This is a genomic window from Nonomuraea sp. NPDC052634 (genome assembly GCF_040678535.1).
In the GTDB taxonomy this organism is placed as follows: domain Bacteria; phylum Actinomycetota; class Actinomycetes; order Streptosporangiales; family Streptosporangiaceae; genus Nonomuraea; species Nonomuraea fastidiosa.
This window is the reverse complement of sequence record NZ_JBFATY010000008.1, coordinates 252,973-270,626: the sequence shown is the minus strand read 5'-3', so window position 1 is coordinate 270,626 and position 17,654 is coordinate 252,973. Positions and strand designations below refer to the sequence as shown.

Genomic DNA, 17,654 nt, shown 5'->3' with positions numbered 1-17,654 from the left:
AGCGCTCACACCAGGAAGGAAACCCCCCCACGTGTTCAAGAGGATCTCGGCGCTGATGCTCGCCGGGCTCACCGCGCTCGCGGTGACGTCCTGCGGCAGCGAGGGCGGCGGCACCGGTGGCGACGCAGGCGCCGGTGGCGGGAAGGACGACGCGATCGTCATGGGCTTCTCCCAGGTCGGCGCGGAGAGCGGCTGGCGTACCGCCAACACCAAGTCCGTGCAGGAGGCGGCACAGGCGGCGGGCATTGAGCTCAAGTTCTCCGACGCCCAGCAGAAACAGGAGAACCAGATCAAGGCGATCCGCTCGTTCATCCAGCAGCGGGTGGACGTCATCGCCTTCTCCCCGGTGGTGGAGTCGGGCTGGGACCCGGTGCTGAACGAGGCCAAGAGGGCGAACATCCCGGTCATCCTGACCGACCGCGCGGTGGACTCCCAGGACACCTCGCTCTACAAGAGCTTCCTCGGCTCGGACTTCGTCGAGGAGGGCAGGAAGGCCGGTCAGTGGCTGGTCGAGGAGTACAAGGACTCCGACGAGACCGTCAACATCGTCGAGCTGCAGGGCACGACCGGCTCGGCCCCGGCCAACGACCGCAAGGCCGGCTTCGCCGAGGTCATCGGGAAGGACCCCAAGTTCAAGATCATCGCCTCGCAGACCGGCGACTTCACCCGGGCCAAGGGCAAGGAGGTCATGGAGGCCTTCCTGAAGGCCCACCCGGACATCGACGTCCTCTACGCGCACAACGACGACATGGGGCTCGGCGCCATCGAGGCCATCGAGGGCGCGGGCAAGAAGCCCGGCGAGGACATCAAGATCATCACCGTGGACGCGGTGCGCGACGGCATGCAGGCGCTCGCCGACGGCAAGATCAATTTCATCGTCGAGTGCTCGCCGCTGCTCGGCCCGCAGCTCATGGACCTGGCCAAGAAGATCGTGGCGGGCGAGCAGGTGCCGCCCAGGGTGGTGACCGAGGAGACCACCTTCACCCAGGAACAGGCCAAGGAAGCGCTGCCCAGCCGCCAGTACTGACCGGGCGCCGCAGGGCGTGACGACGAGGAGCGGCGGCCCGGCGCAGGCGTCCGGGCCGCCCCTCATGCACGGAAAAATCCACGGAAGGGGAAAGGCACATGGCCGTACCCGCGCCGGTCCTGACGATGAGCGGGATCGGCAAGAGGTTTCCGGGGGTGACGGCCCTGGACGGCGTGAACCTGCGGCTGCTGCCCGGCGAGGTGCACGCGCTGATGGGCGAGAACGGAGCGGGCAAGTCCACCCTGATCAAGGTGCTCACCGGCGTGTACGCCGCCGACGCGGGCACCATCGAGCTGGACGGCAGGCCCGTGGCGTTCGGCAGCCCGCTGGAGGCGCAGCAGGCCGGCATCAGCACGGTCTACCAGGAGGTGAATCTCTGCACGAACCTGTCCGTCGCCGAGAACATCCTGCTCGGCAGGGAGCCGCGCCGCCTGGGCCGCATCGACTGGCGGCGCATGCGGGCCCGCGCGGGCGAGCTGCTGGCGCGCCTTGAGCTCGATCTCGACGTGGCCGCGCCGCTGTCGTCGTACTCGCTGGCCGTGCAGCAGATGGTGGCGATCGCGCGGGCCATCGACATCGACGCGAAGGTGCTGATCCTGGACGAGCCGACCTCCAGCCTGGACGCCGACGAGGTGCGGCAGCTGTTCAGGGTGATGCGGCGGCTGAAGGACGAGGGCATCGCGATCCTGTTCGTCTCGCACTTCCTCGACCAGATCTACGAGATCTCCGACCGCATGACGATCCTGCGCAACGGCCGGCTGGTCGGCGAGTACGCCACCCGCGAGCTGCCGCAGGTCGAGCTGGTCGCGAAGATGATCGGCAAGGAGCTGGCCGCGCTGGAGCGGCTGCACGGCGCCTCCGAGGTGGCGGAGCGGCCGCTGGTCGAGGCGCGCGACCTCGGCCGCACCGGGGCGATCGAGCCGTTCAGCCTGACCATCCACGAGGGAGAGGTGGTGGGGCTGGCCGGGCTGCTCGGCTCCGGCCGTACGGAGATCGCCCGGCTGCTGTTCGGCGCGGACCACGCGAGCACCGGCGAGATCGCGATCGGCGGCCGGCCCGCCTCGCTGCGCACGCCGCGCGCGGCGATGAACCACAAGATCGCCTTCTGCTCGGAGAACCGCAAGGCCGACGGGCTGATCCCCGACCTCACCGTGCGCGAGAACATCATCCTCGCGCTCCAGGCCACCCGGGGCTGGACCAGGCCGGTGCCCCGCGACCAGCAGGACGAGCTGGTCAGGAAGTACATCGAGGCGCTCAAGATCAGCCCGCCCAACCCCGACCACCTGGTACGCGACCTCAGCGGCGGCAACCAGCAGAAGGTGGTGCTGGCCAGGTGGCTGATCCTGGAGCCCAGGCTGCTCATCCTGGACGAGCCCACCCGCGGCATCGACGTCGGCGCGAAGACCGAGATCCAGCGCCTGGTGGCCGAGCTGTCCGGCGGCGGGATGGCGGTGCTGTTCATCTCGGCCGAGCTTGAGGAGGTGCTGCGGCTCAGCCACAAGGTCGAGGTGCTGCGCGACCGGCGGCTGGTGGCCGAGCTGCCCAACGACGCCGGCCTGACCACCGACGTGCTGATGGAGACGATCGCGAGCGGAGGGCGGACCTCATGAGACGCCTGATCTGGCCGATCGCGGTGCTCATCGCGCTGCTGGCGCTGAACGTGTTCTTCACGCCCGGCTTCTTCTCGATCGAGGTCAAGGACGGCCACCTCTACGGCAGCCTCATCGACATCCTGCGCTTCGGCGCGCCGCTCATCCTGGTCGCGCTCGGCATGACGCTGGTCATCGCGACCGGCGGCATCGACCTGTCGGTGGGCTCGGTGGTGGCGATCTCGGGCGCGCTGGCCTGCCTGCTGATCAGCGGGGACGCGAGCGTGTTCACCGCCGTTGCGCTGGCGCTCGGCCTGTGCCTGGTGCTCGGGCTGTGGAACGGGTTCCTGGTGGCCGGCATCGGCATCCAGCCGATCATCGCCACGCTGATCCTCATGGTGGCCGGGCGCGGGCTCGCCCAGCTCATCACCGACGGGCAGATCATCACCGTCAACAGCCCGGCGTACAAGGAGATCGGCGCCGGCTACTGGCTGGCCCTGCCGTCCGGCATCATCATCGTGGCGGTCGTGCTGGCCATCACCGCGTTTCTGACGAGGAGGCTGGCGCTGGGCGTGCTCATCGAGTCGGTGGGCGGCAACGCCGAGGCGAGCAGGCTCGCCGGCATCAGGTCGCGCGGGATCATCGTCATGGTCTACGCCTTCGCCGCCCTGTGCGCGGGCGTCGCCGGCCTGATGATCAGCTCGAACGTCTCCAGCGCCGACGGCAACAACGCCGGCCTGTGGATCGAGCTCGACGCGATCCTGGCCGTGGTGATCGGCGGCACCTCGCTGGCCGGCGGGCGCTTCTCGCTCGGCGGCACCGTGCTGGGCGCGCTCATCATCCAGTCGCTGACCACCACGATCTACTCGATCGGCGTGCCGCCGGAGACGACGCTGCTGTTCAAGGCGCTGGTGGTGACGGCGGTCTGCCTCATCCAGTCGCCGTCGTTCCGTGCGAAGGTGCTGCGCGGGCGAGGGCGCGGGCGTGCGGCGCCGCCCCCGGTCCCGGCCCCAGCCGCACAGGAGGAGACGAGCGCGCCGGACGGAGTGAGGTCATGAGCACGATGAGCGGGACGGCGGCGCTCGGGCGGGTGTCCGTGCCGTCGAAGTACCTGCCGGTCCTGGTGACCGGCTGCCTGTTCGTGGCGATGTTCGTGGCGGGCGGCATCCGCTACGAGGGCTTCGCCCACGGGCAGGTCATCTTGAACGTCTTCATCGACAACGCGTTCCTGCTGGTGGTGGCCGTCGGGATGACGTTCGTGATCCTGACCGGCGGCATCGACCTGTCGGTCGGCTCGGTGGTGGCGCTGTCGACGATGATCGCGGCCAGCCTCATGGAGGGGCCCGGGTGGCCGCCGTACCTGGTGGTGCCGCTGGTGCTGCTCATCGGCTCGGCGCTCGGGCTGGTGATGGGCTACATCGTGCAGGCCTTCGACATCCAGCCGTTCATCGTGACGCTGGCGGGCATGTTCCTGGCGCGGGGCCTGTGCTACACGATCGGCACCGACTCGATCCCCATCCGCGACGCCACGTTCACGGCGTTCGCGCAGGCCAGGATCGATCTGTTCGCCGATCTGTGGATCTCGCCGAGCGTGGTGATCGCTGCCGTGGTGGTCGCGGTGGCGGCGTACGTGCTGCACTACACCCGCTTCGGCCGGTCGGTCTACGCGACGGGCGGCAACGAGCAGTCGGCGATCCTCATGGGGCTGCCGGTGGGCCGTACGAAGATCATGGTCTACACGATCAGCGGGTTCTGCTCGGCCCTGGGCGGGGTGCTGCTGACGTTCTACATGCTCTCCGGTTACGGGCAGCACGCCGCGGGCATGGAGCTCGACGCGATCGCGGCGGTGGTCATCGGCGGCACGCTGCTGACGGGCGGCAGCGGGTTCCTGCTGGGGACGGTGCTCGGCGTGCTCGTGCTCGGCCTGATCCAGACGATTCTGAGCTTCGAAGGGACGCTGTCGTCGTGGTGGACGAAGATCGTCATCGGCGCACTGCTCTTCGTCTTCATCCTCCTGCAGCGGCTGTTCTCGGTGCGGACGCGGAGGTGAAACGCTGGTAACCGGTAAGAAACCTGCCCATTTGCCCGCTCCGACGGGTGTCACGCCTGGTCAGAGGGGAGGCGGGCGGCTCGCGCAATCGACTGGAAAGTTACCATCAGGTTATGCCCGGGCGTTGACATGGTCGTTGTTAGCGATAACAATCGGGCGAAGCAGGTGTGTGCTTTGTTGTGGTTCGTCCGGTTCTACGGACGGATCTCCTTACTTTATCCGGCAGCAGCCGCGTTCCAGCGCTGCCGCGACCCCCATGGAAAGGGACACTCATGAGGTTGGGACGAATCGGGGGCGTGGTGTCGGCCATCGCGCTCGCCGCGACCATGACGGCGTGTGGATCGAGCACGAAGACCATCGACGCCGAGACATCGGCTTCGGCCGCCGCCGGCAACGCGGGCGCCCTGATCGGCGTCACGATGCCCACCAAGTCATCCGAGCGCTGGATCCACGACGGTGACAACGTCAAGAAGCAGCTCGAGCAGCTCGGTTACAAGGTCGACCTCCAGTACGCGGAGAACGACATCCCGACGCAGGCCAACCAGATCGAGAACCAGATCACCAAGGGCGCCAAGCTCCTGATCATCGCCTCGATCGACGGTACGGCCATCACTTCGCAGCTCCAGCAGGCGGCCGACGCCAACATCCCGGTCATCGCCTACGACCGGCTGATCCGCAACAGCCCGAACGTCGACTACTACGCGACCTTCGACAACTTCAAGGTCGGCGTGCAGCAGGCGACGTCGCTGCTCAAGGGCCTCGGCGTCGAGGACGGCAAGAAGGGCCCGTTCAACGTCGAGCTCTTCGCCGGCTCGCCCGACGACAACAACGCCACGTTCTTCTGGAACGGCGCGATGTCGGTGCTCCAGCCGAAGATCGACGACGGCACGCTGGTGGTCAAGAGCGGCCAGACCGACTTCAAGCAGGCCGCCATCCTGCGGTGGGACCCCGCCACGGCGCAGAAGCGCATGGAGGACATCATCACCAGCACCTACACCGGCGGCACCAAGGTCGACGGCGTGCTCTCGCCGTACGACGGCCTGTCCATCGGCATCCTGTCGGCGCTGAAGAGCTCCGGCTACAGCAAGCCGTACCCGATCGTGACCGGCCAGGACGCCGAGCTGCAGTCGGTGAAGTCGATCATCGCCGACGAGCAGTACTCCACGATCTTCAAGGACACCCGCAAGCTCGCCGAGCAGACGGTCAAGATGGCCGACGCCGTGCTCAAGGGCCAGCAGCCCGAGGTGAACAACACCAAGGACTACGACAACGGCAACAAGGTCGTGCCCTCGTACCTGCTCGACCCGGTGATCGTCGACAAGAGCAACTACAAGGACGTCATCGTCGGCAGCGGCTACTACACCGAGGACCAGCTCAAGTAAGGGACCGTGCCCCGGGGACGGCGTCTCGATGACGTCCCCGGGGCGGTATCCCTGAACGCGAGGGGCATATGACCGAGCACATCTTGCAGATGAGCGGGATCACCAAGACGTTCCCGGGCGTCAAAGCGCTCCAGGACGTCAACCTGTCGGTGCGCAGGGGTGAGATCCACGCCATCTGCGGCGAGAACGGCGCCGGCAAGTCGACGCTGATGAAGGTGCTGTCGGGCGTCTACCCGCACGGCACCTACGAGGGCGAGATCACCTTCGAGGGCAAGCGCTGCGAGTTCGGCGGCATCCGCGACAGCGAGCACGCCGGCATCGTCATCATCCACCAGGAGCTGGCGCTCAGCCCGCAGCTGTCGATCGCCGAGAACATCTTCCTCGGCAACGAGCGCGCCACCCGCGGCTTCATCGACTGGAACCGCACCAACTACGAGGCCGCCGAGCTGATGAAGCGGGTCGGCCTGCGCGAGAACCCGACCACGACGATCTCCGACATCGGCGTGGGCAAGCAGCAGCTCGTCGAGATCGCCAAGGCGCTGTCGAAGAAGGTGAAGCTGCTCATCCTCGACGAGCCCACCGCGGCGCTCAACGACGACGACTCGGCCCACCTGCTGGACCTGCTGCGCGGGCTGCGCGACGAGGGCATCACCTGCGTGATCATCTCGCACAAGCTCAACGAGGTGATCGCGATCGCCGACTCCGTCACGATCATCCGCGACGGGCGCACGATCGAGACGCTGGACATGGCCACCGACAACGTCACCGAGGACCGCATCATCGCGGGCATGGTGGGCCGCGCGCTCGACAACCGCTTCCCGCCGCACGAGCCGAAGATCGGCGACGAGGCGCTGCGCATCGAGGACTGGACGGTCTACAGCCCGGCCCAGCCGGACCGCAAGGTGGTCGACGGCGCCTCGCTCATGCTGCGGCGCGGCGAGATCGTCGGGCTCGCGGGGCTCATGGGCGCCGGGCGCACCGAGCTGGCGATGAGCGTCTTCGGCCGCACGTACGGGGTGCACATCTCCGGCAAGATCTTCAAAGACGGCAAGCCGGTCGAGATCCGCAACGTCCAGGACGCGATCAGCCACGGCATCGCCTACGCCTCCGAGGACCGCAAGCGCTACGGGCTCAACCTCATCCAGGACATCAAGACCAACATCAGCGCCGCCGGGCTCAAGAGCCTGGCCAAGCGCGGCTGGGTGAACGAGAACGAGGAGTACCGGGTCGCCGAGGAGTTCCACAAGAGCATGAACATCAAGGCCCCGAGTGTGGACAGCATCGTGGGCCAGCTCAGCGGCGGCAACCAGCAGAAGGTCGTGCTGTCGAAGTGGATCATGACCGAGCCGGACGTGCTCATCCTCGACGAGCCCACCCGGGGCATCGACGTCGGCGCCAAGTACGAGATCTACACGATCATCAACAGGCTGGCCGACCAGGGCAAGGCCATTCTGGTGATCTCCTCTGAGCTGCCCGAGCTGCTCGGCCTGTGCGACCGCATCTACACGCTCTCCGAAGGACGCATCACCGGAGAGGTGCCCCGCCAGGAGGCCACCCAGGAAAGCCTCATGTATCTCATGACCAAGGGACAGGAGTAGCTCCCATGAGCAGCATCACGCCCACCGGCCTGCGTGAGGCCGGAGCCGCGGGCGAAGGAGGAAAGGCGCCCAGGCAGCCGGGCCGGGTGTCGCTCGGCGGCGTATCGCTCAACCTGCGATCGAGCGGCATCTACATCGCCTTCGCGCTCATCATCGTGCTGTTCTCGGTGCTCACCGACGGCGCGCTGCTCCAGCCGCAGAACATCTCCAACATCATCGTCCAGAACTCCTACGTCCTGATCCTCGCGATCGGGATGATCCTGATCATCATCGCCGGGCACATCGACCTGTCGGTCGGCTCGGTGGTGGCGGTCACGGGAGCTCTGGCCGCGGTGCTCATGGTCAACATGGGCTGGCCGTGGCCGCTGGCCCTGCTCGCCACGCTGGTGGCGGGCGCGCTCATCGGAGCCTGGCAGGGCTACTGGATCGCGTACTTCGGGATCCCGGCGTTCATCGTGACGCTGGCCGGCATGCTGCTGTTCCGCGCGCTGACGCTGACCGTCCTCGGCAACCAGGGCATCGGGCCGTTCCCCGACCAGGTCCGTACGCTGGCCAACGGCTTCACCGACGGCTACCTCGGCAACATCGGCCTCGGCCCGCTCGGCGGCGCCGACCTGTTCAGCCTGCTCATCGGCATCGTCGCGATCGCCGGCATGGTCGCCGCGCAGTGGCGCACCAGGAGCGCGCGCAAGGGTTACGGCCAGGCCGTCGAGCCCATGGCGCTGTTCGTGCTGAAGATGGCGGCGGGCGCCGCGATCATCCTGTTCCTGGTGGTGCAGCTCGCCCGGTTCAAGAACCTGCCGTGGGTGCTCGTGCTGCTGGCGATCCTCGTGCTGGGCTACTCGCTGATGGCCAACCGCACGGTCTTCGGCCGGCAGATCTACGCCATCGGCGGCAACCTCCAGGCCGCGATCATGTCCGGCGTGAAGGTCAAGTCCGTCGTGTTCTGGATCTTCGTGAACATGGGCGTGCTGTCGGCCATCGCCGGCATCATCTTCGCCGGCCGGCTCAACCAGGCGGGCCCGACCGCGGGCAACAGCTTCGAGCTCGACGCGATCGCCGCGGCGTTCATCGGCGGCGCGGCCGTGCAAGGCGGCGTCGGCAAGGTGGTCGGCGCCATCACCGGCGGCCTGATCATGGCGGTCATCAACAACGGCATGTCGCTGATCGGCTCCCCGAGCGAGCGGGTCATGCTCGTCAAGGGCGCGGTGCTGCTCGCGGCCGTCGCGTTCGACGTCTGGACCAAGCGCAGGGCGGGTGCCGCAGGACGCTGAGAGCTCATGGGGAGCCCGCCACCAAGATCACGCGGGCTCCCCTGAGTAAGATCCCCCCGAGCGAAAGGAGAGACCGTGACGACCCCCAAGCGTCGCGTGCCGGTCATGGCCGACGTGGCCAGGGAGGCGGGCGTGTCGCACCAGACGGTCTCCCGGGTGCTCAACGACCATCCCAACGTCCGGCCGGACACCCGCGCCCGCGTGGAGGCGGCGATCAGCCGGCTGGGCTACCGCCGCAACCTCGCCGCCCGCGCCCTGGTCACCAAGCGCTCGCGCACCCTGGGCGTGGTCAGCTTCGACACCACCCTGTACGGCCCGGCCAGCACCATCTACGGCATCGAGCAGGCGGCGAGGACCGCCGGCTACTTCGTCAGCATCGTCAGCCTGAAGTCGATCGACACCGCGAGCGTCGGCGACGCCATCGACTACCTCGCCGAGCAGGGCGTGGACGGCGTCGTGGTGGTGGCGCCGCAGCGCTCGGCCGGGCGCGCCCTGGAGAACCTGCCCGCCGGCATGCCCGCGGTCGCGGTCGAGGGCACGCACAGCACCGATGTGTCGGTGGTCTGCATCGACCAGGCCGAGGGCGCCAGGCTCGCCACCCGCCATCTGCTGGAGCTGGGCCACGAGACGGTCTGGCACGTGGCAGGCCCGCAGGACTGGCTGGAGACCGAGGGCCGCATCGAGGGCTGGCGCTCGGCGCTGGAGGAGGCGGGCCGCCCGGTGCCCGAGCCGCTGGCCGGTGACTGGAGCCCGCGCGCCGGCTACGAGGCCGGCAAGAGCCTGGCCGGCATGGACGGCGTGACCGCCGTGTTCGCGGCCAACGACCAGATGGCGCTCGGCGTGCTGCGCGCCCTGTCCGAGAAGGGAGTGCGGGTGCCGGAGCAGATGAGCGTGGTCGGCTTCGACGACATCCCCGAGTCCGAGTTCTTCTCGCCGCCGCTCACCACGGTCAGGCAGGACTTCGACGTGGTGGGGCGCCACTGCATCGAGGTGCTGCTGCGGCAGATCGAGGCGGGGCCGGCCGCGTTCGAGCGGCTGGTCGTGCGGCCGAGCTTCGTGGTGCGGGCCAGCACCGCCCCTGTCCGGTAGATGATGGGCATGCCCCCGGAAACCCCTGGAGTTCAATGTGAACGCTAACAAGTACGTCGTCGGAGTGGACTTCGGCACGTTGTCAGGACGTGCCGTCGTCGTACGCGTCAGCGACGGCGCCGAGCTGGGCAGCGCCGTCCACGAGTACGCGCACCGCGTCATCGAGCAGACCCTGCCCGGCACCGACGTGCGCCTCGGCCCCGACTGGGCGCTGCAGTCGCCGCAGGACTGGCTCGACGTGATCAAGAACGCGGTGCCGCAGGCGATCGCCGCCGCGGGCGTGCCGGCCGCCGACATCATCGGCATCGGCACCGACTTCACCGCCTGCACCGTGCTGCCGACCACGGCGGACGGCACGCCGCTGTGCTTCGAGACGCCGGAGGTGCCGCACGCCTGGCCCAAGCTGTGGAAGCACCACGCCGCGCAGCCGCACGCCGACCGCATCAACGAGCTGGCCGCACGGCGCGGCGAGAGCTGGCTGCCCCGCTACGGCGGCAAGATCTCCTCGGAGTGGGAGTTCGCCAAGGCGCTGCAGGTGCTGGAGGAGGCCCCCGAGGTCTACGCCAGGGCCGAGCGCTGGATCGAGGCCGCCGACTGGATCATCTGGCAGCTCACCGGCGTGGAGAGCCGCAACATCTGCACGGTCGGCTACAAGGGCATCTTCCAGGACGGCAGCTACCCGTCGCGGGAGTTCCTGGCCGAGCTGAACCCGGGCTTCGCCGACTTCACCGACAAGCTCGCCACCGGCCAGGTCGGCGACGACGTGAACGGCGTCACGCTGGCCCCGCTGGGCGGCCTGGCCGGCCGGCTCACCGCGCAGGCGGCCGAGTGGACCGGTATCCCCGAGGGCGCGGCCGTCGCCGTCGGCAACGTGGACGCCCACGTCACCGCGGCCGCCGCCGACGCCGTCAGGCCCGGCCAGATGGTCGCCATCATGGGCACCTCCACCTGCCACATCATGCCGAGCGACCGGCTGGCCGAGGTGCCCGGCATGTGCGGTGTCGTCCAGGACGGCATCGTGCCGGGGCTATGGGGCTATGAGGCCGGGCAGTCCGCGGTCGGCGACATCTTCGCCTGGTTCGTGGAGAACTTCGGCACCGAAGGCCACGACGAGCTGACCGCGCTGGCCGAGAAGCAGGCCGTCGGCCAGCACGGGCTGGTCGCGCTCGACTGGTTCGGCGGCAACCGCTCGGTGCTGGTCGACCACAACCTGTCCGGCGTGATCGTCGGCCAGACCCTGGCCACCAAGCCCGAGGACGTCTACCGGGCGCTCATCGAGTCCACCGCCTACGGCGCGCGGATGATCGTCGAGACGTTCGAGCAGTCCGGCGTGCCGGTCGAGGAGTTCGTGGTGGCCGGCGGGCTGCTGAAGAACTCCTTCCTCATGCAGGTCTACGCCGACGTGCTGCGCCGCCCCCTGTCGGTCATCGGCTCCGACCAGGGCCCCGCGCTCGGCTCGGCCATCCACGCCGCGGTCGCCGCCGGCGCCTACCCCTCCATCGAGGAGGCCGCCGCGGCGATGGGCAAGCGCACCGAGCGGGCCTACGAGCCCGACCCGGACCGCGCCGACGCCTACGACCGGCTCTACGCCGAATACCGCAGGCTGCACGACTTCTTCGCCGACGGACGGATGCTGCACACGCTGCGCGCGATCAGGAACGAGGCAAGCGCATGACTTCCCCCGATGTGACCACTCTCCGCAAGACGGTCGCGGACCTGCACGCCGAGCTGGTCCGCTACAACCTGGTGGTGTGGACGGCCGGCAACGTGTCGGGCCGCGTGCCGGGTGAGGACCTCTTCGTCATCAAACCGTCAGGCGTTTCCTACGACGAGCTGACCCCGGACAACATGGTCGTGTGCGACCTGGACGGCAACCTCGTCGAGGGCGAGCACTCGCCGTCCAGCGACACCGCCGCGCACGCCTACGTCTACCGCAACATGCCCGACGTGGGCGGCGTCGTGCACACCCACTCCACGTACGCCTCGGCCTGGGCCGCCCGCGGCGAGGCCATCCCGTGCGTGCTGACCGCGATGGCCGACGAGTTCGGCGGCGAGATCCCGGTCGGGCCGTTCGCGCTCATCGGCGACGACTCCATCGGCAAGGGCATCGTCGAGACGCTCAAGGGCCACCGCTCCAAGGCCGTGCTCATGCAGAACCACGGGGTGTTCAGCATCGGCAAGGACGCCAAGGCCGCCGTGAAGGCCGCCGTGATGTGCGAGGACGTGGCCCGTACGGTGCACATCGCCCGCCAGCTCGGCGACCCGCTGCCCATCGCGCAGGACGACATCGACCGCCTCTACGACCGCTATCAGAACGTCTACGGACAGAGGAGCCCGCGTTGACAATCTGGTTTCTGACCGGCAGCCAGGGGCTGTACGGCGAGGACACGCTGCGCCAGGTGGCCGAGCAGTCCCGGCGCATCGCCGAGCAGCTTCCCCTGCCGGTGGAGTGGAAGCCCGTCCTGACCGACGCGGCGGCCATCCGGCGGGTGATGCTGGAGGCCAACGCCGACGACGACTGCGCCGGCGTGATCGCGTGGATGCACACGTTCTCCCCGGCGAAGATGTGGATCGCCGGGCTGGACGCGCTGCGCAAGCCGCTGCTGCACCTGCACACGCAGGCCAACGTCGAGCTGCCGTGGGCCACCATCGACATGGACTTCATGAACCTCAACCAGGCCGCACACGGCGACCGTGAGTTCGGGTTCGTCCAGACGCGCCTCGGCGTGCCGCGCAAGACGGTGGCAGGGCACGTCAGCGACCCTGCGGTGGGCGAGCGCATCCTCGCCTGGCACCGGGCCGCGACGGGCCTCGCCGAGCTGCGCACGCTGAAGCTGGTCCGCTTCGGCGACAACATGCGCGACGTGGCGGTGACCGAGGGCGACAAGGTCGAGGCGCAGCTCCGCTTCGGCGTCTCGGTCAACACCTACGGCGTCAACGACCTGGTCGAGGCCGTGGACGCCGCCTCCGACGCCGAGGTGACCGCGCTCGTCAAGGAGTACGAGGAGCAGTACCGCGTCGTGCCGGAGCTGCTCGGCGAGCGCAACGAGTCGCTGCGCTACGCGGCCAGGATCGAGCTGGGCCTGCGCGGCTTCCTGGAGGCGGGCGGCTACAAGGCGTTCACCACGAACTTCGAGGACCTCGGCGGGCTGCGCCAGCTCCCCGGCCTGGCCGTGCAGCGGCTGATGGCCGACGGCTACGGCTTCGGCGGCGAGGGCGACTGGAAGACCTCGGTGCTGGTGCGGACGCTGAAGGCCATGACCGGCGGCAAGGGCGGCACCTCCTTCATGGAGGACTACACCTACAACCTGACGCCGGGCCAGGAGCTGATCCTGGGCGCCCACATGCTGGAGGTCTGCCCGTCGATCGCGGCGGACACGCCGTCGTGCGAGATCCACCCGCTCGGCATCGGCAACCGCGAGGACCCGGTGCGGCTGGTCTTCGACGCCGAGCCCGGCCCGGCCATCGTGGTGGGCCTGGCCGACATGGGCGACAGGTTCCGCCTGGTGGCCAACGAGATCGACGTGGTCGCCCCGCCGCAGCCGCTGCCCAAGCTGCCGGTGGCGCGCGCGGTGTGGAGCCCGCGCCCGAACCTGCGCACCTCCACCGAGTCGTGGCTGACCGCGGGCGGCCCGCACCACACGGTGCTGTCGAAGGCGGTGGGCCGCGAGGAGCTGACGGACCTGGCCGACATGCTGGGCGTGGAGCTGGTGATCATCGACGCCGACACCACGACCGAGCGGTTCGCCAAGGAGCTGCGCTGGAACCAGGCGTACTACCGGCTGGCCCAGGGCCTGTGAGCCCGGCGGGTTCCCGCGCCGGGCTCACAGGCCCGGCGCGGGGACTCGCGGGCACCCGCCGGAGGGCGGCGGGCGATGTTGTGGGAAGGTGAACCGCGTGACGCTGACCAATTGGGCTGGAAACACCACATTCCACGCGAAAGAAGTCCATCATCCGACGTCCCTCGACGAGCTGCAGCGGCTCGTCGCGGGCAGCAGCAGCGTACGGGCGCTGGGCAGCGGCCACTCCTTCAACCACGTCGCCGACACCACCGGCGACCTGGTGGTGCTGGACCGCATGCCCGAGCTCGTGGAGATCGACAGCGCCGCCGCCAAGGTGCGCGTCGGCGCCCGCATCACCTACGCCCAGCTCGCGCCGCTGCTGCACAAGGCCGGGTTCGCGCTGGCGAACATGGCCTCGCTGCCGCACATCTCCGTCGCCGGCTCGGTCGCGACCGGCACTCACGGCTCCGGCGTCACCCAGCCGGGCCTGGCCTCCGCCGTGTCCTCGATCGACCTGGTCACCGCCGACGGCTCGCTGCTGACGCTCTCGCGCGGCGACGCCGACTTCCCCGGCGCGGTCGTCTCGGTGGGGGCGCTCGGCATCGTCACCTCGCTCACGCTCGACCTGGTGCCCGCGTTCGAGCTGCGCCAGTACGTACGCGAGGGACTGACCCCCGACGCGCTCGCCGACTTCGACGCGATCATGGCGAGCGGCTACAGCGTCAGCCTGTTCACCGACTTCCGCGACACCCGCGTGTGGCTCAAGCGCGAAGACGAGCTGACCGACCCCGACTGGTACGGCACCACGCCCGCCGACGGCCCGCGCCACCCGCTGCCCGCCATGCCGCCGGACACCTGCACCGGCCAGCTCGGCGTCCCCGGCCCCTGGTACAACCGGCTGCCGCACTTCCGCGCCGACTCCCCGCCCAGCGGCGCGGGCGACGAGCTGCAGTCGGAGCTGCTGCTGCCCAGGGAGCACGCGGTCAAGGCGCTGCGCGAGCTGTTCGCGATCGGCGACCGCATCCGCCCGGCCCTGCAGATCTCCGAGATCCGCACCATCGCCGCCGACGAGCTGTGGCTGAGCCCGTTCAACGGCCGCGACACCGTCGGCATCCACTTCACCTGGGTCAGGGACGTCGACACCGTCATGCCCGTGCTGGAGCTGGTCGAGCGGACGCTGGCGCCGTTCGACCCGCGGCCGCACTGGGGCAAGCTGTTCACCCGCTTCCCCGAGTGCCCGCCGCGCTTCAAGGAACTGGCGCGCAGGCTCGATCCCACGGGCAAGTTCGGCAACGCGTTCACCCGCGTACTGCTGGGGGAGTAGCGCATCCGCGCGGGGCTGCGCCGCATGACGTAGCCCCGCACCGGTCCGCGAGACGATGTGCCGCGCCCGCCCGTCGGCGATCGTGAAGTGCATGACAGACCACCCCTTCAGATTCGGCGCCGTCGGTGGGCGGGCGCCCGATGCCGCCGCGTGGACCGGCCTCGCCCGCAGGGCCGAGAGCCTGGGATACGGCACGCTGCTGGTGCCCGACACGCTCGGCACGTTCTCGCCGTTCCCCGCCCTGGCCGCGGCCGCCGCGGCGACCACGACCCTGCGCCTCGGCACGTACGTGCTGAGCGTCGCCAACCGCACCCCGCGCGCGGTCGCGTGGGAGACCGAGACCCTTCAGACGCTCAGCGGCGGCCGGTTCGAGCTGGGGCTCGGGGCCGGGCGGCCGGACGCCGAGCAGGACGCGGCGGCGCTCGGCGTGCCCTACGGCACCCCGGGCGAGCGCGTCGAGCGGGTCATGCGGACCATCGACGCCGTCGGGAACACGCGGATCCTGGTGGCCGCGTCAGGCCCCAAAATGCTGCGCCTGGCCGCGCAGAAGGCCGACACGATCGCGCTCGGCCTGCCGGTCCACTACACCGAGGAGCAGGTGGCGGCCAGGCTGGACGAGCTGTACGAGCTGTCCGGCGACCGTTTCCACGACCTGGAGCTGGCCATGAACCTGGCCTTCGCCGGCGAGGACCCGCCCGGCTGGGTAGCGAGCCGCTTCGGGCTCACCGGCACCGGCGTGCTCATCGGCACGCCCCAGCAGATGGCGGACACGCTGCTGCGCCGCCGCGACAGCCTCGGCGTGTCGTACGTCTCGGTGAACGCCCAGTGCATGGAGGCGTTCGCGCCCGTCGTGGAACGCCTGGCCGGAACCTGACAGGAGTTGACAGGTAAGCCTGCCAGGCTGTCCTCATGACCCGGATGACAGCCAAAGGGACTTTCGATATCACCGTCTGGACGCCGCAGCCGCCGGTGCACGAGCGCGACGGCGTCACGATCCAGCTCGTCACCCTCAACAAGACCTGGCACGGCGACCTGACCGGCAGCAGCGTCGTCACCATGCTGACCGCCACCACGCCGGTGGAGGATTCGCGCTCGTACGTGGCGATGGAACGCTTCGAGGGCACCCTGCACGGCCGGTCGGGGTCGTTCGTGGTGCAGCACGACGGCGTGAGTGACGCGGGCGCTCAGTCGACGCTGGTCAGGGTCGTGCCGGAATCGGCGACCGGCGAGCTGCGCGGGCTCAGAGGCCAGATCGGCATCTCCATCGCCCCCGACGGCACCCACTCGTACACCTTCGACCACACGCTCTGAGCGCATCTTCGGCCGCACGTTCCGAGCCGCCCCGCCGTACCGAACAGTGGCGGTAAAACCGGTGGCCTCTCGGGCGCCGCCCGTGAAACGGTCGAGTCCTGATGATCCGATGGAACGAGGCAGGACACGAGCGATCGGCGCCCTGGCGATCCGTGCTCGGCGCGCCGCCACCCGCCCGCGTGGTCGTCGCCGACGACCGCACCAGAGCCGCCACCGCGTATCGGCTGGCCTGCGAGGGCACCGCGCTGCTGTGGCGCGGCGACTTCCACAACGCGCGGCAACTGCTGGCCGCGATGGGGCGGCGCGGCAAGCCCGCCGCCCCTGGCAGCGACTTCCACCGCTACCGTCAGGCCCGTGCGCAGCGCGCCCGCACCCTCGGCATGCTGCTCATCCCGTACGACGCGGGTCACGTGGTGCCGCTGCGCCGCGCCCCCGACGTACGGGCGGCCTGCGCCGCCGTGCACGGCCCGCACGCCCCGCCCGCGGTGGGCCCGCTGCGCGAGCTGCTCGGCCTGATCGGCGCGCACGAGTGGCGGGTGAAGGGCGTGCACGTGCCCGCGCTCGGCGCCCGCGTCCACCCGCACTACGGCGTCTTCTCCCCGGTCAGGAGCGAGTACGTCGACCTGGTGGCGCAGGCGCCGCTGCCCGGCGACCGGCTGGCCTTCGACATCGGCACCGGCACAGGCGTGCTCGCGGCCGTGCTGGCCAGGCGCGGGGTGCGCCGCGTGGTGGCCACCGACCTCGACGCGCGGGCCGTCGCGTGCGCCGGCGACAACCTCGGCAGGCTGGGGCTGGCCGACCGGGTCGAGGTGATGAAGGCGGACCTGTTCCCGCCCGGCCGCGCGCCGCTGATCGTCTGCAACCCACCGTGGCTGCCCGCCAAGCCGGTCACGCCGCTCGACCACGCGGTCTACGACCCGGGCGGCCGCATGCTGCGGGGCTTCCTGGACGGGCTCGCCGAGCATCTGGAGCCCGGGGGCGAGGGCTGGCTCATCATGTCGGACCTGGCCGAGCACCTGGGGCTGCGCGGCCGGGGCGAGCTGCTCGCGGCGTTCGAGCAGGCGGGCCTGCGGGTGGCCGGCCGCCTCGACGTGACACCGCGCCACGGACGTTCCCGTGATCCGGACGACCCGCTGCACGCCGCCCGCGCGGCCGAGGTGACCTCGCTCTGGCGGCTGCGCCGCTGACCGCCGCTGTCTGCCCGGGTCCCGGACGCGTGGCCCGGCCG

At 69.9% G+C, this 17,654-nt stretch carries 15 protein-coding genes; all 15 read left to right on the top strand.

All coding sequences use genetic code 11. The features are described 5' to 3' along the window. The first annotated feature begins 31 nt into the window (after nt 1–31). The 15 genes from AB0K67_RS30205 to AB0K67_RS30135 all read left to right on the top strand — a co-directional run bounded on the left by AB0K67_RS30205 (nt 32) and on the right by AB0K67_RS30135 (nt 17,613). Nucleotides 32–1,027, top strand: coding sequence for an ABC transporter substrate-binding protein (locus AB0K67_RS30205; RefSeq protein ID WP_364067100.1), 996 nt, complete (start codon nt 32–34; stop codon nt 1,025–1,027). A gap of 98 nt (nt 1,028–1,125) precedes the next feature. Continuing rightward, entirely contained in the window at nt 1,126–2,637 is a 1,512-nt protein-coding gene (locus AB0K67_RS30200) for a sugar ABC transporter ATP-binding protein (RefSeq protein ID WP_364067098.1), read from the top strand. After that, nucleotides 2,634–3,674: an ABC transporter permease gene (locus AB0K67_RS30195; RefSeq protein ID WP_364067096.1), complete on the top strand. Its 1,041-nt coding sequence runs from the start codon at nt 2,634–2,636 to the stop codon at nt 3,672–3,674. Before AB0K67_RS30200 ends, AB0K67_RS30195 begins: the two co-directional genes overlap by 4 nt. Next, nucleotides 3,671–4,666 (top strand): galactofuranose ABC transporter, permease protein YjfF, encoded by a 996-nt coding sequence (gene yjfF / locus AB0K67_RS30190; protein WP_364067094.1) that lies wholly within the window; start codon nt 3,671–3,673, stop codon nt 4,664–4,666. Before AB0K67_RS30195 ends, yjfF begins: the two co-directional genes overlap by 4 nt. Nucleotides 4,667–4,938: 272 nt before the next feature. Further along, entirely contained in the window at nt 4,939–6,048 is a 1,110-nt protein-coding gene (chvE, locus tag AB0K67_RS30185) for a multiple monosaccharide ABC transporter substrate-binding protein (protein WP_364067092.1), read from the top strand. Nucleotides 6,049–6,116: 68 nt separating this feature from the next. Then, a complete protein-coding gene (gene mmsA / locus AB0K67_RS30180) occupies nt 6,117–7,646 on the top strand; it encodes a multiple monosaccharide ABC transporter ATP-binding protein (protein WP_364067091.1) in 1,530 nt (509 codons plus the stop codon). Nucleotides 7,647–7,651: 5 nt separating this feature from the next. Next, nucleotides 7,652–8,920: a multiple monosaccharide ABC transporter permease gene (gene mmsB / locus AB0K67_RS30175; protein ID WP_364067089.1), complete on the top strand. Its 1,269-nt coding sequence runs from the start codon at nt 7,652–7,654 to the stop codon at nt 8,918–8,920. 75 nt (nt 8,921–8,995) lie between these two features. Next, the gene (locus AB0K67_RS30170) at nt 8,996–10,009 is read left to right on the top strand and encodes a LacI family DNA-binding transcriptional regulator (RefSeq protein ID WP_364067087.1); all 1,014 of its coding nucleotides are present in this window, start codon (nt 8,996–8,998) and stop codon (nt 10,007–10,009) included. A gap of 37 nt (nt 10,010–10,046) precedes the next feature. Beyond that, the gene (gene araB / locus AB0K67_RS30165; RefSeq protein WP_364067085.1) at nt 10,047–11,684 is read left to right on the top strand and encodes a ribulokinase; all 1,638 of its coding nucleotides are present in this window, start codon (nt 10,047–10,049) and stop codon (nt 11,682–11,684) included. Beyond that, nucleotides 11,681–12,352, top strand: a complete 672-nt coding sequence (locus AB0K67_RS30160) for an L-ribulose-5-phosphate 4-epimerase (RefSeq protein WP_364067083.1) — start codon at nt 11,681–11,683, stop codon at nt 12,350–12,352. The genes araB and AB0K67_RS30160 overlap by 4 nt, the downstream gene beginning before the upstream one ends. Beyond that, nucleotides 12,349–13,809 carry an L-arabinose isomerase gene (gene araA, locus AB0K67_RS30155; protein ID WP_364067081.1) on the top strand — a complete coding sequence of 487 codons (1,461 nt, stop codon included), beginning with the start codon at nt 12,349–12,351 and terminating at the stop codon, nt 13,807–13,809. The genes AB0K67_RS30160 and araA overlap by 4 nt, the downstream gene beginning before the upstream one ends. A 97-nt stretch (nt 13,810–13,906) precedes the next feature. Further along, on the top strand, nt 13,907–15,115 hold the full coding sequence (locus AB0K67_RS30150) for an FAD-binding protein (RefSeq protein WP_364067079.1): 1,209 nt from the start codon (nt 13,907–13,909) through the stop codon (nt 15,113–15,115). Nucleotides 15,116–15,206: 91 nt separating this feature from the next. After that, on the top strand, nt 15,207–15,989 hold the full coding sequence (locus AB0K67_RS30145) for an LLM class flavin-dependent oxidoreductase (protein WP_364067077.1): 783 nt from the start codon (nt 15,207–15,209) through the stop codon (nt 15,987–15,989). 44 nt (nt 15,990–16,033) lie between these two features. Further along, nucleotides 16,034–16,426, top strand: coding sequence for a DUF3224 domain-containing protein (locus AB0K67_RS30140; protein WP_364067076.1), 393 nt, complete (start codon nt 16,034–16,036; stop codon nt 16,424–16,426). A gap of 101 nt (nt 16,427–16,527) precedes the next feature. Then, nucleotides 16,528–17,613, top strand: a complete 1,086-nt coding sequence (locus AB0K67_RS30135; protein WP_364067075.1) for a methyltransferase — start codon at nt 16,528–16,530, stop codon at nt 17,611–17,613. Nucleotides 17,614–17,654 lie beyond the last annotated feature (41 nt).